The following is a 22693-nucleotide window of genomic DNA, read 5'->3' as shown; positions in this document are numbered from 1 at the left end:
CGGGTGGCCGGCCGACGCTATCGACGCAGTGTCGAGCGAGTCAACGGGATGTCGAGCCGGGGCCGAGTGCGGCTATCCTCCGCTCCGTGCCGGCTGCCGCGAGTCATGTGCCCGCCGCTGGGCGGGGGCGGCGTCCAGTCCGGCCCTCCGGCGACGACCGGGAGCTCGCGATCCTCGCCACCGCCGAGCGCCTCCTCGCCGAACGGCCGTTGGCGGCCATCTCGGTCGACGACCTCGCGCGCGGCGCCGGCATCTCCCGCCCGACGTTCTACTTCTACTTCTCGTCGAAGGACGCGGTACTGCTCTCGCTGCTCGATCGCGTCGTGGCCGAGGCCGACACGGCGATGCGCCGGGCGTTCGACACCCCGGCGGCCGGGGCGCGGGACGGCTGGGCACGCGCGATCGGCGCCTACTACGACACCTTCCGGACCCACCGTTCGCTCACCGTCGCCTGGGCGCAGGCCCGCTCCACCAACGACGAGGTGCGCGCGCTGTGGTCGGCGGTGCTCGAGCGCTGGGTGCAGCGTTCGGCGGCGGCGATCGACGCCGAGCGCGCGCGGGGCGCCGCGCCGCCGGGGCCGGCTGCGCGCGACCTCGCCGTCGCCCTGACCTCGATGAACGAGCGGGTGCTCTACGCCATCTTCAGCGGGGACGGCCCCGCTGTCGCCGAGCAGGACGTCGTCGAGGTCCTGCTCGGCATCTGGCTCCCCGCCGTCTACGGCACGACGGCGCCGGACTGATCCCGGCCGTCAGACGGCGACCGTGGCCACCGTGCTGCCGGTGAGGCTGCCGAACCACAGGGTGCCGCCGGACTCGCGCACCCCGGTGAGCATCTCGAACCCGGGGATCTCCCCGCTGAACCGGTGCACCGTCGCCCCGTGGTCGTCGACGGCGAGCACCCCCAGCGTCCGGCCGGGGCTGGGCTGCAGAGCCGGCGGCAGCGCGCTCAGCAGCGCCCGCAGCGGTGCGGGCAGCCGGTGGATGGCGGCCAGCGCCGCGACGCGCGGGCTGGGGAGGGTGATCCACACCAGCCCGTCGGATCCCAGCGCGATGTTGTCGGGGTGGCCGGGGAGGTCGTCGACGAACACCTCGCTCGCGCCGGCCCGGGCGCCGGTCAGCCACACTCGCCGGAGCCGCGCCGCGCCGGTCTCGGCGACCGCCACCCAGGACTCGTCCGCGGCGAGCGCGACCCCGTTCGCGAACTCCAGCCCGCCGAGCAGCTCGGTCACGGTGCCGTCGGGGGTGCGGCGGAACAGCCGGCCGCTGGCGGTCCGCCGGACCAGGTCCGCCCGCCACTGCGGGATGCGGAACCGCTGGGAGGAGTCGGTGAAGTAGATCGTGCCATCCGCGGCGACGGCTGCGTTGTTCACCGCCTCCAGCCGGCGGCCGGCCACCCGGTCGACCAGCGTCCGCACCGCCCCGTCGGCCAGCGAGACCGCCAGCAGCCCGGCGTCGGACGCGCACACCAGCAGCTCGTCCGCCCCGAGGAACTCCAGGCCCAGCGGACGGCCCGGCACGCGGGCGACCGTCTCGACCGGGGCGCCCGGTCCTGCCGTGCGCACGACCCGGCCGTCGGCCAGACCGGTGTAGACCCGCCCAGCCGCGTCGACGAGCACGTCCTCCGGCCCCTCGCCGACCGGTACCACCGTCGTGCCCGCGAAGTCGCGCACGCGCGTCTCCTCCCGCCGCCTGCCCGCGGTGGGTCCGCAGGTCAGCGGCAGTCTGCCCGACGCCCGCCCCGGGCCGCCGGGGTCACTCCCCGACGGCGGCGCCGACCTCGTCGGCGGTGAAGTCCCGCCCCTGGGCCCCGGTGCGCACCACCGTGACCGGGCAGGCGGCGTGGTGGACCAGCTGGTCGCTGACCGAGCCGAGCAGGAGCCCGGAGAAGCCACCGCGGCCACGCGCACCGACCACCAGCAGGGCCGCCCCCTCGGCGGCGGCGAGCAGGCCGGGCACCGGCGCGCGGTGGACGACGTGGCCGGTGACCCGCACCGCGGGGTCCAGACCGGCCGCGGCCACGTGCGCGGTGAGCTCGTCGTGCACCGCCTGCTCCCAGTCGGGCAGCGGCGGCACGTAGCCCGGCTCCCAGGTCGCGGGCCGCGGTGCGGTCGTCATCGACCAGGCGCGCACCACGTGCAGGTCGACGTCGGCGCGGTGGGCCAGCCGACCGGCCCACCGCAGCGCTTCCTGCGCACACTTGGAACCGTCGTGCCCGACGACGACGCCACCCTCGACCTGAACGACCTCACGGACCTCGTCCACCGCTGACCTCCCTGTTGGCGCGCGCCGGTGCGATCACCGTGAGGGTCAGCCTCTCATCACGCGGGGCCGGTCACGTCACCGGCGCCGCCGCGCCGCGCCGTCAGCCCGCGACGGGCTCGCGCCGCGCGCCCAGCAGCGCCAGCTCCTCGGCCGGCGGGACGCCGACCGCCTGCAGGGCCGCGCCGATCCGGTCCGTCAGGCACCGCAGCGACTCCCGGGCCTGGTCGCGCTGCCGGCACAGGTCCTCGAACTCCACGCGCACCGCGGCCAGGCGGGCGCCGGCCGCCTCCTCGGCAGCGGCCCGGTCGCGCCGGGCCTGCTCCGCGACGCGCTCCCGCTCCGCCGCGGCCTCGGCGGCCAGCCGGTCCCGCTCCGCCGCGGCCTCGGCGGCCAGCCGGTCCCGCTCCGCCGCGGCCTCGGCGGCCAGCCGGTCCCGCTCGGCCGCCGCGGCGCGCAGCAGCTCCTCGGCGTCGGCGCGGGCCTTCTCCAGGACGGCTGCACCCTCGGCCCGGTCCCGCTGCGCGTTCACGCGGAGCTGGTCGGCGACGTCGATGGCCAGCTCCTTGATCTCGTGCGCCTTGCGCAGCCGGGCGTCGGCCTCCAGGCGGGCATCGGCCCGCAGCTGCGCCGCCTCGGCCTCGGCGGCGTCCAGCACCTGCGCCGCCTGGTCCTCGGCCAGCCGCAGCACCTCCCCCACCCGTGCGCTGACCACCGGACGGTCCCGACCGACCGGCTGCTCGGCGAGCAGCCGCCGGGAGATCTCCAGCTCGGTGCCGCAGGCGACGACCCGGTCCAGCAGGTGCTCGCGCTCGCGGTGCGCGGCGGCGAGCTCGCCCTCGGCCCAGGCGACGTAGTTGTCGACCTGGAGCCGGTCGTAGCCACGCACGGAGCCCCGGAAGGTGGGCCGGTGGTCCAGCAAGGCCTCCAGATCGCTCGCCGGCTGCGAGGGCCGCGGAGCGCTCCCGTCCGGCGGCACCCCCTCGTCCTGGGCACGGTTGGCGACGAACTCGACACGCCGGAGCATCCGGATGGCCCCCCTGGGAAGTAGGTGAAGCGGAATCTGCCAGAGGGCCACACGGCGCGCGGGCGGCCGTGATTGCTCCGTGACCCGTGTCGCGGGCACCCCGGTGGCGCCACGGCAGGGCGTGCCGGATCGGTTACAGATCGCTTTCACCGGCGCTGGCCACCCGGAGGGGCGACCGGGCATAGAGCCGCGGTACGCCGCGTTGACCCGGCTGAGATGATTGCACTCTCAACCAGTTTGGAGATCGAGATGCAGTTCGGCGTCTTCACCGTCAGCGACATCACCACCGACCCCACGACCGGCCGCACCCCCACCGAGGCGGAGCGGCTGAAGGCGGTGCTGACCATCGCCCAGAAGGCCGAGGAGGTCGGGCTCGACGTCTTCGCCCTCGGCGAGCACCACAACCCGCCGTTCTTCTCCTCCTCCCCCACGACCACGCTGGCGTGGATCGCGGCGCGGACGCAGAGGCTGCAGCTGTCGACGTCGACGACGCTGATCACCACGAACGACCCGGTGAAGATCGCCGAGGACTACGCGATGCTGCAGCACCTGGCCGACGGCCGGGTCGACCTCATGATGGGCCGCGGCAACACCGGACCGGTCTACCCGTGGTTCGGGCAGGACATCCGCAACGGGATCGAGCTGGCGGTGGAGAACTACGCGCTGCTGCGCCGGCTCTGGACCGAAGACGTCGTCGACTGGCAGGGGCGGTTCCGCACCCCGCTCCAGGGCTTCACCTCCACGCCCCGGCCCCTGGACGGCGTCCCGCCGTTCGTGTGGCACGGCTCGATCCGCTCCCCGCAGATCGCCGAGCAGGCCGCGTACTACGGCGACGGCTTCTTCCACAACCACATCTTCTGGCCGGCGGAGCACACCCAGCGGATGGTGGAGTTCTACCGCCGCCGCTTCGAGCACTACGGCCACGGCAGCGCCGACCAGGCGATCGTGGGCCTGGGCGGGCAGGTGTTCATGCGCAAGAACAGCCAGGACGCGGTGGACGAGTTCCGCCCCTACTTCGACAACGCCCCGGTCTACGGCCACGGCCCGTCGCTCGAGGAGTTCAGCACCCAGACGCCGCTGACCGTGGGCAGCCCGCAGCAGGTGATCGAGCGCACGCTGGGCTTCCGCGACTACGTCGGGGACTACCAGCGGCAGCTGTTCCTCATCGACCACGCCGGCCTGCCCCTGAAGACGGTGCTGGAGCAGCTGGACATCCTCGGCGAGGAGGTCGTGCCGGTGCTGCGCCGCGAGTTCGCCGCTCTCAAGCCGGCGCACGTGCCGGACGCCCCCACCCACGCCTCCCGCGTCGCCGCGGCCGGCGGGGCGAAGGACGCCACCGTGCACGCCGATGGCGACAGCGTCACGGGCCAGGCCCGTGAGGAGATCGAGGTCCGATGAGCACGCGCACCCTCGCCGTCGTCAGCGCCGGGCTGAGCAACCCGTCGTCGACCCGGCTGCTGGCCGACCGGCTGACCGCGGCCACGCAAGCCGCGCTGGCCGACCGCGGCATCACCGCGACCGTCGAGGTCGTCGAGCTGCGCGAGCACGCCCGCGACCTCGCCGACAACCTGCTGACCGGCTTCGCGAACGAGGGGCTCCGCCGCGCGGTCGACACGGTGACCGGGGCCGACGGGCTCATCGCCGTGACCCCGATCTTCTCGGCGTCCTACAGCGGGCTGTTCAAGACCTTCGTCGACGTGCTGGACAAGGACGCCCTCACCGGCAGGCCCGTGCTGCTGGGGGCGACGGCGGGCACGGCCCGGCACTCGCTGGCGCTCGAGCACGCGATGCGCCCGCTCTTCGCCTACCTGCGCGCGACGGTGGTCCCGACCGCGGTCTTCGCCGCGCCCGAGGACTGGGCGGGCGGCACCGACGCCGGCCCCGGCCTCTCCGGCCGGGTGCGCCGCGCGGCAGGCGAGCTCGCCGACCTGGTCGCCGGCCGCCCCCCGGCCGTTCCGGCGGATCCCTTCGCCGACCCGACGACCTCGTTCGAGGACCTGCTCCGCGGCAGCTGAGGCCCGCCGGCGGGGCGGCCGGCCCGCCGGGTCAGTCGTCCTCCTCCTCGCCCTCCTCCTGCTCGCCCTCGCCGCCGCCTTCCTCCTGCTCGACGATGCCGCCCTCCTCGGCGGGCTCCTCGGCGCCGCAGGCGGTCGTGGTGAACGCCGCGGCCGCGAGGGCGATCCCCGCCGCGGCCGAACGCCAGCGACGGTTGGGCAGGGACGTGCGGTTCATGGGCTCTCCTCCGGACGGCCGACCGGTGTCGGGTGCGGGTGCTCCCTGGTCTTCCCCGGCCGGGGCCGGCCCACTCCTCGACCTCGGCGCCATCGGCGTCGGGCCGGCGACGCGTCGGAGCGCGGGGCCCTCACTCAGCCGACGGCGTCCTCGGACGGCGGTGCGGTGCCGCCCTGCTCGCCATGCCCGCACATGATCGCCGTGATCGCCGCGCGGTCGGCGGCCGAGGGCAGCCCCCAGCCCGGCTCGTACCCGTAGACCGACGCGAGCGGGCTCGAGGCGGTGCGCCCGGTGAGGATCTCGACCGAGTCGGTCTCGATGAGCCCCGGGTGGGGTACGCCGCACGCCTCGGCGACCTTGAGCAGGTCGCGGCGCAGGGTGCGCACGTAGTTGCCGGCCCGGACGGACTTCAGCTCCGGGTCCAGGCCGCGCACCAGCCAGGCGTTCTGCGTGGCGACGCCGGTGGGGCACGTGTCGGTGTGGCACTTCTGCGCCTGGATGCAGCCGATGGCCAGCATCGCCTCCCGGCCGACGTTCACCATGTCGCAGCCCAGCGCGAAGGCGACGGTCGCGTTGTCCGGGAGGCCGAGCTTGCCGGCCCCGATGAAGACGACCGAGTCGTGCAGCCCCTTGCGCGCGAAGACCGAGTAGACCCGGGCGAAGCCCACCTGGAACGGCAGCGAGACCGTGTCGGTGAAGATGAGCGGCGCGGCGCCCGTACCGCCCTCGCCACCGTCGATGGTCACGAAGTCGACGCCCCGGCCGGTGGACGCCATCAGGTCGGTCAGCTCCTCCCAGAAGGAGAGGTCCCCGACCGCGGACTTGATGCCGACCGGCAGGCCGGTCTCGGCGGCCAGCAGCTCCACCCAGTCCAGCAGGCTGTCGGGATCGGAGAACTCCGCGTGCCGGGACGGGCTGATGCAGTCGACGCCCTCCCGGACGCCGCGCGCCTCCGCGATCTCGGCCGACACCTTCGCCGCCGGCAGCACTCCCCCGAGGCCCGGTTTGGCGCCCTGGCTGAGCTTGATCTCCAGCGCCCGCACCGGCGCGGAGGCCACGAGGGCCTTGAGCCGGTCCAGGTCGAACCGCCCGTGCTCGTCGCGGCAGCCGAAGTACGCCGTCCCGATCTGGAAGACCAGGTCGCCGCCGTGCCGGTGGTGCCGCGAGATGCCGCCCTCGCCGGTGTTGTGCAGGCAACCGGCCAGCGCGGCACCGCGGTTGAGCGCCTCGATCGCCGGACCCGACAGCGAGCCGAAGCTCATCGCGGAGATGTTGACCACCGATTCGGGCCGGAACGCCCCCGCCCGGCCCCGCGCGGCACCCAGCACCTTGGCGCAGGGGAGGGCGACGCCCTGCCCGGTGTGCACGTCGGTGGCCGGCACGGAGACCCCGAAGGTGGCGTGCTTGATCACCGGGTAGCCGGCGGTGAACTCGAGGTCGTTGTCGGTGCCGAAGCCGAAGTAGTTGTTCTCCTGCTTGCTGGAGGCGTAGACCCAGCGCCGCTGGTCGCGGGTGAAGGGCCGCTCCTCGTTGTTGCCGGCCACGAGGTACTGGCGCAGCTCCGGCCCGATCGACTCGATCAGGTAGCGCGCATGGCCGATCACCGGGAAGTTGCGCAGCAGCGAGTGCTCGCGCTGCATCAGGTCACGGGCGGCGACGGCTGCCAGGGCGGAGAGGCCGGCCGCGGCGGCGCGCGAGGCGAGCGTCATTCCTCCACCCTGCCACGGTCGGCCCGGCCCGACAGCTCGTCCGTCGGAGGCGCCACGGTCAGAGGAAGATGCTGAGCACCAGCGCCAGCACGAAACCGATCGTGCCCAGCAGCGTCTCCATCACCGTCCAGGTCTTCAGGGTGGTCTTCTCGTCCATCTGGAAGAACCGGCTGACCAGCCAGAAGCCCGAGTCGTTGACGTGCGAGAGCACCGTCGCACCACCGGCGATAGCGATGACGATCAGCGCGAGGTCCACGGAGCTGAGCCCGTCGGTGGCCGCCACCACGGGGGCGATCAGGCCGGCCGCGGTCGTCAGCGCGACCGTGGCCGAGCCCTGCGCCACCCGGATCAGAGCGGAGACGACGAACGCCGCCACGATGACCGGCAGGCCGATGTCGCCGAGGACGTCGGCCAGCGCGGTGCCGATGCCGCTGGCGCGCAGCACGCCGCCGAACATGCCGCCGGCGCCGGTGATCAGGATGATCGCGCAGACCGGCCCGAGCGCGCTGTTGAGCACCGACTCGACCTCTGCGCCGCTGTCGCCGCGGCGCCGACCCAGCACCCACATGGCCAGCAGCACGGTGATCAGCAGCGCGATCGGCGTCGCCCCGATCAGCTGACCCCAGCGGACCACCGCCGACTCCTCGTCCACGATCCCCTCGGCGGCGAGCGTGGTCAGGCCGGTGTTGAGGAAGATCAGCAGCATCGGGAGGAGCAGCACCGAGATCACGGTGGCGAACCGCGGCGGTGCGGGCCGGGTCGCCGTCCCGGTGGCGGCCCGCCCGCCGGTGGCGATCCCGGGCGAGCTGCCCTCGACCGACGGGTCCGGGGCGTCGTCCGCCGTCTTCGGCTCCCCGGCCAGGATGGTCGGGACGGGGAGCTCGAACCGGCGCCCGGCCCAGAGCCCGAACAGGTAGCTGCCCAGGAACCACGTCGGGACGCCGATGAGCAGGCCGAAGACGAGCACCAGGCCGATGTCGGCACCGATCAGCCCGGCCGCGGCGACCGGGCCCGGGTGCGGCGGCACGAAGGCGTGCATGACGGCGAACGCACCGGCCACCGGCAGCCCGTAGGTGAGCAGCGAACCCCCCAGCCGGCGGGCCACGGTGAACACGATGGGCAGGAAGACGACGAGCCCGGCGTCGAAGAAGATCGGGAAGCCGAACAGCAGCGCGGCGATGCCGAGGGCCAGCGGTGCCCGCTGCTCGCCGAAGCGCTTGATCAGGCTGTCGGCGAGCACCTGGGCGCCGCCGCTGTGCTCGAAGAGCCGGCCCAGCATCGCCCCGATCCCCACGAGCAGCGCGACGCTGGCCAGCGTGGAGCCGAAACCGGCGGTCATGGTGGTGACCACGTCCTCCAGCGGCACCTGTGCCGCCAGCGCCACCGCCAGGCTGACCAGGATCAGGGCCAGGAAGGCGTGCAGCTTCACCTTCATGATCAGGAAGAGCAGGACGCCGACCGCGATCGCGGCGATCAGCAGCAGCACTCCGGCGCTCAGCGCCGGTTCTGCGTCGGGCATGGCTCCTCCACGAGGCTCAGGTCGGGGGGTTCGGGGCTTCGTCCAGGGCGTCGAGCGTGGTCAGGACGTCGGCCAGGGCCGTGGTGGACCGGTCGACGAGGGGGCGCAGCCGCCGGTACACGGCGACGGCGTCGGGGTCCGGCAGCACCGGCTCGTGCACGGCGACCAGCGCGGTGGCGGCACCGAGGTCGGGCAGCTCCCCGAGCGCGTGCCACCCCAGCAGGCAGGCGCCCAGGCCGGTGCCCTCCGGGGAGTCGGCCACCCGCACCGGCAGGTCGAGGGCCGCCGCGAGCGTCCGGATCCAGAGCGGGGAGGCCACCGCGCCGCCGGTCGCCCGGACCTCCCGCACCGGCACGTCCGTCGCGGCGAAGGCGTCCCGCACCAGCGCCAGCTGCTGGCAGACGCCCTCGACGGCGGCGCGCACCAGGTGCGCCCGGCGGTGCTCGCGCCGCAGCCCCAGGTAGGCCCCCCGCATCCCCGACCGCCACCAGGGCGCCCGCTCGCCGAGGAAGTAGGGCAGGCACAGCAGGCCCGAACTGCCGACCGCAACCGCGGCAGCCTCCTCGAGCAGCTGCGCGTCGAGGTCGTCGGCGGCCTCGCCCGCGGGGCCCTCGGCGTCCTCGGGGCCGGCGGCCAGCGCCTGGGCGGCCCAGCGCACCACCGACCCGCCGTTGTTGATGGCGCCGCCGACCACCCAGGCGTCGTCGGTGAGGGCGTAGCAGAACAACCGGCGCCCCGGGTCGACCGTCGGGCGGGGGACGACGACGCGCATGGCCCCGCTCGTGCCCAGCGAGACCGCGGCGACATCCGGGCTCACCGCGCCGACACCCAGGTTGGCCAGCACCCCGTCGGAGGCGCCGATCACCACGGGCAGACCGGGCGGCAGCCCCGTGGCGGCGGCCACCTCCGGGCGCAGGCCGGGCAGCACCGCCGTCGTCGGCAGCACCTCGCCGAGCTGGCGGGGGCGGACGCCGGCGATGCTCAGCGCCTCCTCGTCCCACCGCCCGGCGCGGAGGTCGTAGAGCCCGGTGGCCGACGCACAGGACCGGTCGACCACGTGCCCCCCGCCGCACAGGGCGGCCACCACCAGCTCCTTCACCCCGCCCCAGCGGGGCACCCCGGCCACCCGGTCGGCGTCCTCGGCCCGTTCCCACGACAGCTTGACCAGCGGGGACATCGCGTGCACGGGGGTGCCGGTGCGGGCGTGCAGGTCCGGGGCGCGGCCGTCGGCGACCAGCGCCTGGGCCCACTGCGCCGCGCGGTCGTCGGCCCAGGTCACCACCGGGCCGAGCGGGCTCCCCTCGTCGTCCATGGGCACCAGGCCGTGCATCGCCGCGCTGAGCGAGACGGCGACGACCGAGTCCCCCCGGTCCCGGGCCAGGGCGGCGACCTCGCCCAGCGCCTCGACGGCCGCCGCGGCCAGGCGCACGGCGTCGAGCTCGGCCCGGCCGGGGGCCGGCACGAGGAGCGGGTAGGCCACGCTGGCGACGTCGCGGATGCGGCCGTCGGTGCCCGCGGTGACCGCCTTCGTCGCGGTGGTGCCCGAGTCCAGCCCGACCACGACGTCCACGAACACCCCCCTGACCGGCCCCTCCGTTGGCCGCATCGTGCCCGCACCGCGCACGGCGTGGCAACCGCTCGCGGCTCCGGGCGGCCGCCGATCTCAGCCGGCGGGCGCACCTCCGGCGGGGCGGCGCCGGACGACGTAGCGCCGTGCCCGCCAGTGCGTCGCGGGCTCGTCGACCGGGGCGGCGTCCAGAACCTCCGCCCCGTGCACCGCGACCAGGTCGGCCACCCGCCGCTCGGGCACCCCGGTCATCCGCATCGGTGCGGGGTAGCCGAGCAGGCGCCGCTGCGCCCACCGCACCAGCGGCGCCGGCGCCACCCGCCACACGACACCACGCAGGGTCCACATCGGCCGGGTGGTGCAGTGCACCACGGCCACGCCTCCGGGGCGCAGCACGCGGGCGAACTCCGCCAGGTACGTCTCGAGAACCGGGCGCGGCAGGTGCTGGAGGACCCGCTCGGTGTAGACGAGGTCGAACGATTCGTCCGGGAAGGCCCGCAGGTCGGGGTCCTCCCCGAGCACGAAGCGGACGCGTCCGCCGCTGCGGTCCAGGCGGCGAGCGGTCTCCAGCATCGGCGCGGAGACGTCGAGGCCCACCACCTCGCGCGCGTGCTCCGCGAGCGCCTGGCTCAGCCGGCCGGCACCGCAGCCGAAGTCCAGGACGCGGTCCCACGTGGTGGGTAGCCCGAGCCCGGCCAGCTGCTCGCGCGCGACCCCGACGTCCCGGCGGCCGAGCTCGAGGAAGGCGTCGGCGTCCCACCGCCCACCACGCTTGTCCGCGGCCACGTGGACGGCCCAGAGCGGGTCCTCCGCCCCCAGGGTCGTCCAGTCCCTGCGCACCTGGTCGAAGCTCATCGCACCCACCGATCTCATGACCCGGACGGCGGACGCTACCGGTTCCCGGGCCGCCGGCTCCGGTCCCGCCCCGCCCCCGGCCGCTGCGCGGAGCGCCCGGCCGAGCGCAGCCGGACGCGGACGGCGGCGTGCAGCGGTACCAGGACCACGCCGTCCCGGGCCAGCCGCGAGCGGAGCTCCCGACGGTGCCGGACCACCCCGGCCAGGCCGATCGCCCAGAACAGGTACTGCACGGCGAACGCCGCCCGGAAGGCGTCCAGGTCGTAGTCGGTGGACGCGCCGGGGGTGAGCAGGTCCAGCACCGCCCCGACGGCCAGGATCGTCAGGAGCGAGGCGACGAACCCGCCGACGTTGACCACACCGCTGGCGCTGCCCTGCCGCTCGACCGGGTTCTCCGTGCGGGCGTAGTCGAACCCGATCATCGAGCCGGGACCGTTGGTGCCGAGCACCGCCACGAGCACGACCAGCAGCCACAGCGGGGCACGCCCGGGCCACAGCAGGACGACGGTCCAGATCGTGGCGGTGGCGGTCAGGATGCCGAAGACGAGCACCGAGCGGCGCAGCGGCCAGCGGGCGCACAGCTTGCCCAGCACCGGCCCGACGCCCATCCCGACCAGCACCAGGAGGGTGAGCAGGCCGGCCGCCGTGCCGGGCGCGAGCCCTTGCCCGACCACCAGGAACGGATAGCCCCAGAGCAGTGCGAACACGGTGCCGGAGAACTGGGTGACCAGGTGCGTGTAGAGGCCGATCCGGGTTCCAGGCTCCCGCCAGGTGTCGACCAGCCCGCGGCGGAGCTCCGCCACCGGTGGCGCCACCGGGCGGACCGTGCCGGGCGGGGCGTCCCGCAGCGCTGCTGCCACGAGCACGACGACGAGCGCGCCGGTCGCTGCGGCACCGAGGAACGTCGCCGTCCACGAGGTGGCGTGCAGCAGCGTCACGAGCGGGTACGCCGCGGCGACCGATCCGATCTGCCCGAGGATGCCGGTGAGCTGGGTGATCAGCGGCGCCGACGTCCCGGGGAACCACAGGGCGACGATGCGCAGCACGCTGATGAAGGTCATCGCGTCCCCCGCGCCCACCAGCACCCGGGCGGCGACGGCCGTCGGCACGTCGGTGGCCAGCGCGAGCAGGAGCTGGCCTCCGGCCATCGTCACGGCCCCGGCCAGGATCATCCGGCGGGATCCGAACCGGTCCAGCGCCACGCCCACCGGCACCTGCAGCGCCGCGTAGACGGCCAGCTGCAGCACGAGGAACAGCGACACCGCCGACGCCCCGGCCGAGAACCGTTCCTGCGCCTCCACCGCCGCCACGCCGAGCGAGGACCGGTGGAAGACGGCGACGGCGTACGCCAGCAGCCCGACCAGCCACATCGCGTAGGCGCGGGCCGACGGGCGGGCGGCCGGGACGGAGGTCACCTGGACAGGACACCGCAACGCGGTCGGCCATTCCACGCCGGGCCGGTGAGTTCCCTCACCGGACCCTCCCGGCGCACTACTCTTGCGAGCCGATGGACCCCTTGGTCGACCCCACCGACGATCCCTCCGTGGACGACGGTCACCGCCGCGGACGGATCCTCTGGGCCCTGGCCACCTGCATGGCGGAGAAGGGGTACCAGGCCACCACGATCTCCGACATCGCGCGCGAGGGCCGGGTGTCGAAGACGATCGTCTACGCCCACTTCCGCGACAAGGAGGAGTGCCTCCTCGAGCTCTACAGCCGGGCCAACGAGAAGGTGCTCGACACGGTGCGCCGGGCGCAGGAGCAGGCGCACGCGGCCGGGCTCCCCTGGCGCGGCCGGCTGCGCGCGGGCATCGGCGCCTACCTGGAGACGCTCGCCGCCGGGCCGGCCGTCGCCTGGGCGGCGCTGGTCGAGGTGCAGGCGGCCGGCCCGCGGGCCCGGGCGCTGCGCCGGCAGGTGTTCGACCAGTACGTCGACCTCATCTGCGAAGTGGCCGGCGGGCTGGCGCAGGACCATCCCGACGAGGTGCGCCCGGTCGGTCGGGAACTGGTGCTCGCCGCAGTGGGCGGCGTCAACGAGCTGATGCTGGCACGGGTGGAACGCGGGGAGGCCGCGCAGCTGTCCGAGGACGTCGACGCCGCCACGGCGACGGTGGTCGGGCTGCTCGAGCGCCGTCCCTAGCGGTGTCCGAGGTGGTACCGGCGGGTACTACCGCCCGGTAGCCGCGCTGTCTACGCTGCCCCGGAACCCGGGTCACAGTGGACGGAGCCCCATGAGCGCACCCCCGCGCGTCGACGCCGGCGCGCCTGCGGAGGCACCGTCGCGTCCGGGGACCGCCGTCGTGCAGCTGCGCATCGACCGGGCGACCGTCGTCCCGGTGGTCGCGGCCGTGCTCATCGCCGGGCACCTCGCCCTCCGGGGCTGGGCCGCGGCGAGCGGCTGGCTCACCGGGCCGGACTTCCTCGCGGCCGCGGTGGCCGCCGGCCTGCCGGTCGACGTCCCCGGACCTCCCGGCGCCGTGGGCCTGGCCCGGGGCGTCGCGGCCATCGCCCCGCTGTCCTGGCCGGCGCTGGTGGGGCTCGAGCTCCTCGGGCAGCTGCTCGTGGACCTCCTCCTGTACCGGCTGCTGGTCGAGCTGTTCGGCCGCCGGCCGACGGTGCTGCTCCCGCTGACGGTCTACCTGACCAGCTCGCTCACGCTCGTGGGCGGGACGTGGTGGAGCGCGGCCGTGGTGCAGCTCCCGCTCCAGCTGGCCCTCCTCGTCGCCGTCCGCGGGCACGTGCACTTCCTGCGCTCGGGCTCGCCCGCACGGGCCCTCACCAGCGCGCTGGCCGTCGCGGCCGGGGTGTTGTTCGCCGTGGAGGCCGCGCTGGTGCCGCTGCTGCTCCTGGCCGGCACCGTGCTCTGGGCGACCACCGGCCCGCTGCGGGCCAGGCTGCGCACCCTCGCCCGGTGGCGGATCGCCTGGGCGGCCCACGCCGCCGCCGTGGCCGTCGGCCTCGGCGCGCGCCTGCTCCTCTCCGATGACCCGCTCGTCGACGGGGCCGCCCTGGGCGAAGGCCTCCGCACGCTGCCCGGCGTCCTCGCGCACACGGTGCTCCCCGGTCTCGTCGGCGGCCCCTGGCGCTGGGAGACCGTGCTGGCGCCGCTGGCCACGCCCGACCCGCCGGTCGGCCTCGTCTGGGGCGCCCCCGTGGCCCTGGCCGTGGTGGTCTTCGCGTCCGTGCTGGTCCGCCGGGGGGCGCTGCGCGCCTGGCTGCTCGCCGCGGTGGTCGTCGTCACCGCCGTGATCGGCGCCGCGTCCTCCGGCGCCACGGCGGGTGCGGTGGCGGCCGACCTGGTTCCGCCGGCCACCACGGCCCTCGTGGCGGCGCTGGCGGTCGGGCTCGCCTTCCTGCCGGTCCGGGAGGCACCCACCGTCCTGATCCGACGGGCCTGGACCACCCGCGGCCGGACGGCCGAGGCAACGGCTCGGCTCACGCGCACCGGAGTCGCACTGGGGGTCGCCTCGGCCCTCCTCGCCGGGGCCGTGCTCTCGACCGCCGGCTTCGCCCGGCACTGGTCGACCAACGCCGGCCGCGACTTCGTCGACAACGCCAAGGGGGCGCTGACCGGGCGCGTCGACCTCGTCCTCGCCGATGCCCCGGTGCCCGAGCACGTCGTCCCCGAGCGGCTGGCGCCGGCCAACCGCGCGTCGGTCGTCCTGGCCGGCCTCCCCCGGCTCCCACCCTTCCTGGCCGAGGGGCAGGTCGTCGACGAGGTGGTGGCCCTGGACGACCAGGGCCACGGCCAGCTGGCCGTCGTCGACCCCGTGAGCACGTCCGGCTCCGGGCCCACCCCGGACTGCGGCTGGCCCGCCGGGGAGGAACCGGCCGAGGTACAGCTGCCGCGGGGGACGCCCGACGGCCGGTGGCTGGTGCAGATCGCCTACTTCGCCGGGGTGGGGAACCTGGTGACCGTGCGGGCCGGGGACACCGTGGGTGCCGGCCTCGCGGAGGCGGGGGTCCACAACCTGTTCGTGCAGGTGAGCGGCCCCGTCGACAGCGTCGTCATCGAGGTGGCCGACCCCCAGGCCCCGCTGTGCGTCGCGTCGGTGGCCGTCGGACAGCCCCTGGCCCTCACCCCCGGCGGGAACTGACCGTGCGCTATCCGGCGCTCAACGGCCTCCGCGCGCTCGCGGCCACCGCCGTGGTCACCACGCACGCGGCCTTCTGGACCGGCTCGTACACCGCCGACACCGGTGGCTACGCCCTGGCCCGGCTGGACGTCGGCGTCGCGGTGTTCTTCGCGCTCTCGGGCTTCCTGCTCTCCCAGCCGCTCTTCCGCGCCGCGGCGGAGGGGCGTCCGGCGCCACGCACCGCCGCCTTCCTGTGGCGACGGGCGCTGCGCATCCTGCCGGCGTACTGGGTGTGCGTCGTCCTGGCCATGCTGTTCCTCCCCGGGAACCGGGAGATGGGCGGCGGTGACTGGTTGCGCTTCCTCACCCTCACCCAGATCTACTCGCGCAGCTGGCACGCCGACGGCCTGGACCACGCCTGGAGCCTGTGCACCGAGGTCTCCTTCTACGTCCTGCTCCCCCTGATCGTCGCCGGGCTGCTCCGGCTCAGCGGCGGTCGGTGGCGACCCGGGCTCCTGCTGGCCGCGCTGGCCGTGGCCTCCCTCCTGGGTTTCGCCTGGTTCGCCTGGGCGGCCTCGGACCCGTACCTGCTCGGTTCGCTGACGCTGTGGCTGCCGGCCTACGCGTCGTGGTTCGGGGCGGGCATGGCGATCGCGGTGCTCTCCGTGGCCTCGCCCGACTGGGCGCCGGTCCGCTGGGCGCACGAGCTGGGCGGCAGCCCGTGGACGTGCTGGGGCGCGGCCGCGGCGCTGTTCTGGGTGGCGGCCGGGCCGTTCACCGGGCCCGTCGACCTCTCCTCGGCGCTGACGCCCGGACAGGGGATCACCAAGCACGTGCTCTACACGGGCGTCGCCGCGCTGGCGGTCTGGCCGCTGGTGTTCGGCGACCAGACGGCGGGCCGGGGACGCCGCTTCCTCGCCAGCCGCCCGCTGGACTGGCTGGGTGAGCGCTCCTACGGGCTGTTCCTCTTCCACATGCCGCTGCTGATCGTCCTGTGGGACGTCTTCACCCACCCGCTCGTGGTCGTGCTTCCGGTGACGTGGCTCGTCGCCGTCGCGGTCGCCGCGGTGGTCTACCGCGTGATCGAGCGACCGCTCGTGCTGCGCGGGCGCAACCTCGTCCCCGACCGCCCGGGCGCCCGGGCGGACGGCGCCGGCACGGGCGCGGGCGGCCACGCGGCCGGCATCCCCGCCGGACCGACCCCGCCGGCGGGGGCGACGCGCGGCTGACCTGGGCTCACCCCTCCCGGTGGCGGCCGCCGACCGGCGCCGTACGGATCCACCGCGGCGGGTCGGGCAGCACCCCGGCGACGACGGCGGCAACGGCGACCAGCGCGCACACCTGGCGCACCGTCGACGTGCTGCCGGGGGCGAGCAGCAGGAGCGCACCCGACACGGCCAGCGCGCCGGCGGCCGCCCCGCCGAGGACCAGGTGGCGGTGCCGTCCGGCGCAGCGACCGGCGACGTAGGCGACCGCCAGCGCACCGATCCCCACCGGCCCACCGACCAGCGCGATGCCCGCCACCGCCGCGAGCACGAGCACGGCTGCCGCAGCCCGGCTCCCGCCGCGCTCGGTGCGGGCCCTGCGGGGGCGCGCGGGCAGAGCCGCGAGCGCACCGAGCAGGAGCACGGCACCCGCCCCGACCCCGAGCGCCGTCCGGTAGGCGGAACCGGGACCGAAATCGAGGGCGACCGTCCCGGCCGGGCCCGGTGGCAGCACGTACCCCTGCTGCCACCCGTCCACCGCCACCTTCTCCAGGGGCCGCCCATCGAGGGTCGCGCTCCAGCCCGGGTTGGTGTTCTCCGGCACCACGAGGAGCGTGCTCTCGCCACGGGCGCCGACCTCGACCCGGCGGTGCTCGGCGTCCCAGCGGACCACATCGGCCGGCCGCCGGTCGATCCCGTCCGCGGGGGCGCCGGACCTCGTCAGCGTCGCCGTGTCGACGGTCAGCAGGTCGGTGCCGGGAGCGACCAGCCGGTGCTCGCCGCCGGCGAGGCTCACGGTCCCCTCGTCCCCGCAGACCGAGAGCTGCAGCGGCTGCAACGAGGCGAGCGCGCCGACGGTGGTGCGGGCGGAGGTGCGGAACGTCGTCCCGTCCACGGTGACCACGGGCCCCTCCGCGCACGGGACCACGACCGGCGCCTCGAGTTCCGGCGCAGGATTCGGCTCGCCCACCTGCAGTTCGCTGACGCCGATGCCGAGCCGCTCGGTCGTGCGGCTGTAGGGGTCGAACGACGACAGTTCGAGCGGCCGCCGGAGGCCGACCAGCAGCCGGTCGGTGGTGATCGGGGCGAACCGGACGCTGCCGTCGTCGTCGAGGGCGAGGAGCGCGGGCAGGCCGCCGCCGGCGTCGATCGTCACCGCGGTCGGGACCGCAGCCGCCAGACCGGCACGCGTGACGATCCGCACCGAGTCGACCGTGCGGGGTTCGCTCCACCGGAGCTCGAGCGAGGGGGTCCCGTCAGCGCGATCGGCGAGCCACGCGGTGCCCGGATCGCCGTCCACGGCGGCCGCGGCGCTGCCTCGGGGATCCTCGACGGCGCTGCTGCTCGCCGTCACCGCCACGTCGGTCCCCCGGATCCGGGCGAGGAGCGCGTCGAGCGCGGGGCCCGGCCGCGGCACCGCCGTCACGGACAGCTCGTAGGCGGCCGGCCGGGTCACGGTGAAGGCCCGGTCCAGCCCCTGCGGCTCCTCCGCCCCGGTGGGCAGCGCGGCCGCGCAGCGAGGGCCGTCCGCGGCCACGAGGCAGCCGGCGCGGCCCGGACCGGAGGTGTCGAACGCGTACACGTCGACCTGCCCGGCCGGTTCCGGCGTGACGACGGTGCGGCTCACCGCGACGCCGGGCAGCTCGACTTCGGCCAGCGCGAGGACCCCGGCCGCTCCCCCGGAGGGAGCGATGGTCAGCGAGGTCGTGCGCCCCGGTGGCAGGGGCAGCTGCTGCGGCTGGTCGGTGTCCTGCACTGCCACGTCGAAGGCGCCGGCGTCGGTGGTGAGCCGGATCCGGTGCGGCAGCTCCGCGGCCGACGGATCCAGCGTGACGGTGACGGTGCCGGCGAGGAACTCCGCATCGGTCTCCAGCCGCCACCACAGGGCCCCCGGCTCCGTCGCGTCGTCGGCAGGGCGCCACGCCGTCCGCGGATCGCCGTCCACCGCCGCCCACGGCGAGGCGTCGGGTCGGGCGCCGCCGCTGGTGCCGGGGTCCGAGGCGGAGCTCCCCGCGCTCGGTGTACCCCCGCTGTACCGGACGGTGCTGAGGGCCGGCCCCGCCACCGGGTAGTCGGTCGCCACGCCGGCCAGCCGGAGCGGATCGTCCGGGGAGAGCCCCGCCGACTCGGCGCCGGTCAGCCGACCGAAGGTGCGTTCCCGCCGGACCAGTGCGTCACTGACCATGGTCGCGCCGGTTGCCCCCGCGACGTCGGCGCCCGCGAGCACCGCCGGCCGGCCCTCGATCAGCTCCTGCTCCTCCAGCGCCAGCACCGCATCCGGACCGCCGTGCACGGTGACCGCGTCGGACAGCGGCGCGGTCCAGGCCGTCGGCGCCGGGTCGCTCACGGTGAAGATCTGCACCGCCGGGCTGGGCTCCTGGAGTCCGGCGTCGAAGCGCGTGCCCGCGACCGGCATCTCCGCGGGGTGGTCCGGTCCGAACTCGGCGACCAGCTCGATGCCCGGGGAGTCGCGCAGCGCCTGGCGCACGAGCGCAGGACGGGTGGCACCGGCCGGGCCGGCGTCGAGGTCGTTGCGCAGCACCAGGTGCGAGATGCCGGCGCGGGCGAGGAACCGGGTCAGCCCCGCGGACCCCGCGCCGCGGGCCAGCCGCTCCTCCACCGCGTCGAGGAGGCGGATGTGCGCGGGCGGGGTCAGCGGGATCGCGCTGCGCACCTCCCAGGGGGACTCCGCCAGGGCCTGCAGGGGCTCGTCGCCGGTGGACCCCCACGCGTAGGTGGCGAACGACGACCCCGGCACCAGCAGTGCCCGCCCGCTGGGCTGCGCGTCCGCGAGGTAGTCGGCGGTCTCCTGCCAGTAGGAGGGGATCGCCACGAAGGCCCCCTGCGCGGGGATTCGGTCGGCCAGCGCGGGCGAGGTGGTGGCGAGGAGCGCCAGGGCGAGCAGCGCGAGGGCGGCGCGCGCCCCTTCGCGGCCCGCCCGCCCCCACCAGGCCGGGCGCCCGGACCGGGCCGTCCGGTGCTCGCGCGCCCGACGGAGCAGCACGGCGAGCAGGTGGGCCAGCCCGAGGACCAGCGGCAACCGGAGGACGGGTTCGAACTTGTGCACGTTGCGGAGCGGGGCCAGCACGCCGTCCAGGGCATCGTGCAGCCGGCCGGCGAGCAGCCCGTCGACGGCCGCGAGATGACCGAGCGAGACGAGGGCGACCCCGGCGAGCAGCCCGAGCACCAGCCAGGTCCGCTCCGGCAGGCCCCTGCGGGTCAGCGCGAACAGCCCGGCGGCGGCCAGGACCACCGTGGCGGCGACGGGTAACGCGTCCCGCGCCAGCGCCCAGCCCGACGGCCAGTAGGGACCGGTGGGCGTGGCGAGGTAGGGGACCCAGTGGGAGGCCCCGCGCAGGATCGTCGTCAGATCCGTCGGGGCCGTGGTGGTCGCGGCCGTCTCGATGTAGTCGAGGAACGGCGGGCTGTACCGACCCAGGAGCAGCAGGGGGACGGCCCACCAGCTGGACGCGAGCGCCACGGCGGCCACCCACCAGGCCGCCAGCCGCCGGCGGAAGGGGCCCGGCTGGCGGGTGAGGAGGTAGAGCACCGGCAGCGGCAGGACGGCAGCGGTGGCCACCGCGTTGACCCCGCCGACGCAGAACACCGCGAGGCCCGAGAGCGCTGCCGCGCGGCGTGCCGAGCCGTGCCCGGCGGCCCCGACGAGGGGCAGCAGCACCCACGGCGCGAGCGCCATCGGGAGCACCTCGATGCTGACCGAGCCCACGAGGGAGACCATCCGGGGCGCGAGCGCATAGGCCAGCCCGGCCAGCAGCGCGGTGGCCGGCGTGCCGATCCCCAGCCGGCGGGCCAGGAACACCACGCCCAGGAAGGCGGTGCACAGGAGCACCGCCCACCAGAGCCGCTGGACCAACCACAGGGGGATGCCGGCGCCCTGGCCGAGGACGAAGAACGGCCCCATGGGGAACAGGTAGCCGTAGGCCTGGTTCTGCACCTGGCCCGCGAACCCTTCGGGCTCCCACAGCTGCAGCGCCCGGGACAGGAAACCCGCGGGGTCGACGTAGAGGTCGACCTTGGTGTCGGGGACCAGGCGGCCGGACGACTGCGTCAGCGCGAGCGCGGTCAGGGCAGCGCACACGGCGGCCAGCCGGACGCGCCACACGAGGCTGCTGCCACCGCTGCGGACGGCCGGCGGCACGGGCACCGGGGAACGCGCGGAGCCCGCCGGACGGGATCCGGCGGGCTCGCGCGCGAGGGTCGTGGCCATGGGTGCACCTCCGGAGGGGGCACCCCCTCCCCGGCCGGTCAGTGGCCGGTGGCCGCCCGCGGACCGCCGTCGGCGTGCGCCGGCCGGCCGCTGCGCCGGTCCCGGGCCACGAGGACGGCCCCGCCCACGAGCAGGACCAGACCCACCCCTCCGAGCACCAGGGGAACGGTCTGCTGGATGAGGGTGATCTGGCTGCGGTTGTCCTCGGCGCGCTGCACCCCGTCGGCGATGGTTTCCTCCGTGCCGCTGAAGGTGCCGGCCAGCATCGTCACGCCGGTGGTGCCGTCGGGCCCGCGCAGCACCGTGTTCGGCGACTCGGACGCCGTCACGACGACGCCGCTGGTCGGCTCGACCCAGACGGTCCGCTCGTTGCTGTAGACCACCTGGGCCTCGACGGTGCCCGCGTCGGGGTCACCCACGAGCGCGCCGGGGACCTCGGTCTCCCGGATCACGGTCTCGGGCACCGTCGTGACGAACTTGTAGACCTCGAGCCCCTCCAGCTCCTCGACGCCCTCGAAGCGGGCGGGGAACGCCTTGCCCGTGGTGGGGTTGAACAACTCGTAGTCGCGCTGCTCGGTGCCGAAGGGGAACGTGAGGGTGAGCCCTTCGACGTCCTTGCTGCGGTCGTCGTCGACGTGGTCGGAGTCGCAGTCGACGGCCACGGCCTCGGTGCGGTCCAGGCAGACCCGGTAGGTGGAGGCGTTGAGCAGCGTCCCGTCGGTACCGTTCACCGTCGACCCGAAGCTCCAGACGGCGACGCCGTCGCCGGCATCCGCGGAGTCCGGTTCGCCCTGCACGCGCTGCTGGACCTCCGCCTCCAGACCCCGCAACTGCCGCATCTCGCCCAGGTCGAAGAAGCTCACGCCGCTACCGGAGGCGGTGGGCTCCGCCGTCTGGTCCAGCGGCAGCTTCACCATGGTGGGCGCCAGGATCAGCCGCACGGAGAGCGCCGCGGCGATCAGGAACGCCCCCGCACCCAGCAAGATCAGCCCGATGACGCGTCCTCGCATGCGGTTGGCTCCTCTGCATCGGCGCGACAGCTCCACTGGCATCGCGGCGCGGCAACACTACTGGCGGGTAGCCAAAAGGCAAAGACCAGCCGATACGAGGCAGTACCACGCCCAACCGGCTGGCGGATACCGCGCCGTACCAGGCCCACCCCCTCCTCACCCGGTCGGGCGACTCGGACGCAGGTAACCCCGGGTACCGGGGCGGCGGATCGCACTGGTGCGGTTCGGGGAACCGCTCCGCGGCGGCGTGGCTCACCGGCGGCGCATCACCACGACGAGGTTCCAGCAGACGACCTCCCGCAGCAGTGGCACCGCCACGACCCAGCGCGCCCACCACGGGTGGTACCGCGGGTAGGTCGTGACGACGTCGACGTCCGGGCAGCGCCGCGCCCACCGCAGCGCGGCCCCCACGGACACCGGGAACAGCGACTCGCCGAACCGGTTCTTCGGCTCCCGGCCCTCGCGGCGCCGGTACCGGCGTCGCGCCCGGTGCCCGCCCAGGTAGTGCCAGGGCCCGGTCTCGTGGCCGCCGTGCGGGGACCACCAGGGGGTGAAGGAGAGGAAGATCGTTCCCCCGGGCCTCGTCACGCGGACCATCTCGGCCGTCATGGTCCAGGGGTGCGCGACGTGCTCCAGCACGTTCGACGAGTAGCAGACGTCCACGCTGCCGGTGCGGATCGGCAGCGCCTCGCCGCTCCCGCGGACCGTGCCGGGCTCCGGCTCCCCCCGGGCGACGAGCTCGCCGGCGTCGGGCTCCAGCCCCGTGTAACGGGCCCCGGCCGCCCGGAACTCCCGGGCGAAGTACCCCGGGCCGCCGCCGACGTCGAGCACGGCCCTCCCCCGCAGGTCGACGTGCTCCGCGAGCTGCCGCACGGAGTCCCGGGCCAGCGTTCCGTAGAACAGGTCCGGGTCGGACTGCTCCCGGAGAAATGCCCGGAAAAGTGTGATCGACCGGGCGAACGTGGCGGTGCGCGCCATTCCTGTAGCACCCCATCCTCTCGGTGAA

The 22693-nt window shown here is 75.4% G+C and carries 18 protein-coding genes; 6 read left to right on the top strand and 12 right to left on the bottom strand.

Features of this window, described 5'->3' with window-relative positions:
* Positions 1-86 precede the first annotated feature (86 nt).
* The gene (locus ACI79Q_RS12220; RefSeq protein WP_456614757.1) at positions 87-740 is read left to right on the top strand and encodes a TetR/AcrR family transcriptional regulator; all 654 of its coding nucleotides are present in this window, start codon (positions 87-89) and stop codon (positions 738-740) included.
* 9 nt (positions 741-749) lie between these two features.
* Here ACI79Q_RS12220 and ACI79Q_RS12215 read toward each other — a convergent pair whose 3' ends face one another.
* The 3 genes from ACI79Q_RS12215 to ACI79Q_RS12205 form a co-directional block, all read right to left on the bottom strand.
* Entirely contained in the window at positions 750-1670 is a 921-nt protein-coding gene (locus ACI79Q_RS12215; RefSeq protein ID WP_456590717.1) for an SMP-30/gluconolactonase/LRE family protein, read from the bottom strand.
* An 82-nt stretch (positions 1671-1752) separates the two neighbouring features.
* A complete protein-coding gene (locus ACI79Q_RS12210) occupies positions 1753-2262 on the bottom strand; it encodes a universal stress protein (RefSeq protein WP_456590718.1) in 510 nt (169 codons plus the stop codon).
* 100 nt (positions 2263-2362) lie between these two features.
* Entirely contained in the window at positions 2363-3286 is a 924-nt protein-coding gene (locus ACI79Q_RS12205) for a DivIVA domain-containing protein (protein ID WP_456590719.1), read from the bottom strand.
* Between the two features lie 216 nt (positions 3287-3502).
* Here ACI79Q_RS12205 and ACI79Q_RS12200 point away from each other — a divergent pair, with 216 nt between their 5' ends.
* Both ACI79Q_RS12200 and ACI79Q_RS12195 read left to right on the top strand, forming a co-directional pair.
* Positions 3503-4684: an LLM class flavin-dependent oxidoreductase gene (locus ACI79Q_RS12200; protein WP_456590720.1), complete on the top strand. Its 1182-nt coding sequence runs from the start codon at positions 3503-3505 to the stop codon at positions 4682-4684.
* Positions 4681-5301, top strand: coding sequence for an FMN reductase (locus tag ACI79Q_RS12195; protein ID WP_456590721.1), 621 nt, complete (start codon positions 4681-4683; stop codon positions 5299-5301). The genes ACI79Q_RS12200 and ACI79Q_RS12195 overlap by 4 nt, the downstream gene beginning before the upstream one ends.
* Before the next feature lie 31 nt (positions 5302-5332).
* On the opposite strand, the gene ACI79Q_RS12190 is transcribed toward ACI79Q_RS12195, so the two are convergent.
* The 6 genes from ACI79Q_RS12190 to ACI79Q_RS12165 all read right to left on the bottom strand — a co-directional run bounded on the left by ACI79Q_RS12190 (position 5333) and on the right by ACI79Q_RS12165 (position 12583).
* Positions 5333-5518, bottom strand: a complete 186-nt coding sequence (locus tag ACI79Q_RS12190; RefSeq protein WP_456590722.1) for a hypothetical protein — start codon at positions 5516-5518, stop codon at positions 5333-5335.
* 134 nt (positions 5519-5652) lie between these two features.
* A complete protein-coding gene (locus ACI79Q_RS12185) occupies positions 5653-7227 on the bottom strand; it encodes an FMN-binding glutamate synthase family protein (protein WP_456590723.1) in 1575 nt (524 codons plus the stop codon).
* 58 nt (positions 7228-7285) lie between these two features.
* The gene (locus ACI79Q_RS12180) at positions 7286-8746 is read right to left on the bottom strand and encodes a GntP family permease (RefSeq protein ID WP_456590724.1); all 1461 of its coding nucleotides are present in this window, start codon (positions 8744-8746) and stop codon (positions 7286-7288) included.
* Between the two features lie 16 nt (positions 8747-8762).
* Positions 8763-10316, bottom strand: a complete 1554-nt coding sequence (locus ACI79Q_RS12175; protein WP_456590725.1) for a gluconokinase — start codon at positions 10314-10316, stop codon at positions 8763-8765.
* A 93-nt stretch (positions 10317-10409) separates the two neighbouring features.
* Positions 10410-11186 carry a class I SAM-dependent methyltransferase gene (locus ACI79Q_RS12170; RefSeq protein ID WP_456598162.1) on the bottom strand — a complete coding sequence of 259 codons (777 nt, stop codon included), beginning with the start codon at positions 11184-11186 and terminating at the stop codon, positions 10410-10412.
* A gap of 17 nt (positions 11187-11203) precedes the next feature.
* Positions 11204-12583: an MFS transporter gene (locus tag ACI79Q_RS12165; protein ID WP_456590727.1), complete on the bottom strand. Its 1380-nt coding sequence runs from the start codon at positions 12581-12583 to the stop codon at positions 11204-11206.
* Positions 12584-12675: 92 nt separating this feature from the next.
* On the opposite strand from ACI79Q_RS12165, the gene ACI79Q_RS12160 reads away from it, so the two are divergent.
* The 3 genes from ACI79Q_RS12160 (at position 12676) to ACI79Q_RS12150 (ending at position 16473) form a co-directional block, all read left to right on the top strand.
* Positions 12676-13308 carry a TetR/AcrR family transcriptional regulator gene (locus ACI79Q_RS12160; protein WP_456613656.1) on the top strand — a complete coding sequence of 211 codons (633 nt, stop codon included), beginning with the start codon at positions 12676-12678 and terminating at the stop codon, positions 13306-13308.
* 91 nt (positions 13309-13399) lie between these two features.
* Positions 13400-15265 carry a hypothetical protein gene (locus ACI79Q_RS12155; protein WP_456614756.1) on the top strand — a complete coding sequence of 622 codons (1866 nt, stop codon included), beginning with the start codon at positions 13400-13402 and terminating at the stop codon, positions 15263-15265.
* A 2-nt stretch (positions 15266-15267) separates the two neighbouring features.
* Positions 15268-16473 (top strand): acyltransferase family protein, encoded by a 1206-nt coding sequence (locus ACI79Q_RS12150; RefSeq protein ID WP_456614755.1) that lies wholly within the window; start codon positions 15268-15270, stop codon positions 16471-16473.
* Positions 16474-16480: 7 nt separating this feature from the next.
* On the opposite strand, the gene ACI79Q_RS12145 is transcribed toward ACI79Q_RS12150, so the two are convergent.
* From ACI79Q_RS12145 to ACI79Q_RS12135, 3 genes are all read right to left on the bottom strand, one after another.
* Entirely contained in the window at positions 16481-20677 is a 4197-nt protein-coding gene (locus tag ACI79Q_RS12145) for an alpha-(1->3)-arabinofuranosyltransferase domain-containing protein (protein ID WP_456614754.1), read from the bottom strand.
* Between the two features lie 38 nt (positions 20678-20715).
* Positions 20716-21687, bottom strand: a complete 972-nt coding sequence (locus ACI79Q_RS12140; RefSeq protein ID WP_456614753.1) for a DUF3068 domain-containing protein — start codon at positions 21685-21687, stop codon at positions 20716-20718.
* A gap of 252 nt (positions 21688-21939) precedes the next feature.
* Positions 21940-22665, bottom strand: coding sequence for a class I SAM-dependent methyltransferase (locus ACI79Q_RS12135; protein ID WP_456590733.1), 726 nt, complete (start codon positions 22663-22665; stop codon positions 21940-21942).
* Positions 22666-22693 lie beyond the last annotated feature (28 nt).

The organism is Blastococcus sp. SYSU DS0828 (assembly GCF_054050975.1).
The sequence above is the reverse complement of the archived record's forward strand: the minus strand, read 5'-3'. Positions and strand labels throughout refer to the sequence as shown.

What these genes read in the sequence shown, in the direction of transcription:
- ACI79Q_RS12195 (WP_456590721.1), top strand. Translation starts at nt 4,681, where the DNA reads ATGAGCACGCGCACCCTCGCCGTCGTCAGCGCCGGGCTGAGCAACCCG.
- ACI79Q_RS12185 (WP_456590723.1), bottom strand. Translation starts at nt 7,227, where the DNA reads ATGACGCTCGCCTCGCGCGCCGCCGCGGCCGGCCTCTCCGCCCTGGCA.
- ACI79Q_RS12205 (WP_456590719.1), bottom strand. Translation starts at nt 3,286, where the DNA reads ATGCTCCGGCGTGTCGAGTTCGTCGCCAACCGTGCCCAGGACGAGGGG.
- ACI79Q_RS12170 (WP_456598162.1), bottom strand. Translation starts at nt 11,186, where the DNA reads ATGAGATCGGTGGGTGCGATGAGCTTCGACCAGGTGCGCAGGGACTGG.
- ACI79Q_RS12190 (WP_456590722.1), bottom strand. Translation starts at nt 5,518, where the DNA reads ATGAACCGCACGTCCCTGCCCAACCGTCGCTGGCGTTCGGCCGCGGCG.
- ACI79Q_RS12160 (WP_456613656.1), top strand. Translation starts at nt 12,676, where the DNA reads ATGGACCCCTTGGTCGACCCCACCGACGATCCCTCCGTGGACGACGGT.
- ACI79Q_RS12200 (WP_456590720.1), top strand. Translation starts at nt 3,503, where the DNA reads ATGATTGCACTCTCAACCAGTTTGGAGATCGAGATGCAGTTCGGCGTC.
- ACI79Q_RS12140 (WP_456614753.1), bottom strand. Translation starts at nt 21,687, where the DNA reads ATGCGAGGACGCGTCATCGGGCTGATCTTGCTGGGTGCGGGGGCGTTC.
- ACI79Q_RS12180 (WP_456590724.1), bottom strand. Translation starts at nt 8,746, where the DNA reads ATGCCCGACGCAGAACCGGCGCTGAGCGCCGGAGTGCTGCTGCTGATC.
- ACI79Q_RS12135 (WP_456590733.1), bottom strand. Translation starts at nt 22,665, where the DNA reads ATGGCGCGCACCGCCACGTTCGCCCGGTCGATCACACTTTTCCGGGCA.
- ACI79Q_RS12145 (WP_456614754.1), bottom strand. Translation starts at nt 20,677, where the DNA reads ATGGCCACGACCCTCGCGCGCGAGCCCGCCGGATCCCGTCCGGCGGGC.
- ACI79Q_RS12155 (WP_456614756.1), top strand. Translation starts at nt 13,400, where the DNA reads ATGAGCGCACCCCCGCGCGTCGACGCCGGCGCGCCTGCGGAGGCACCG.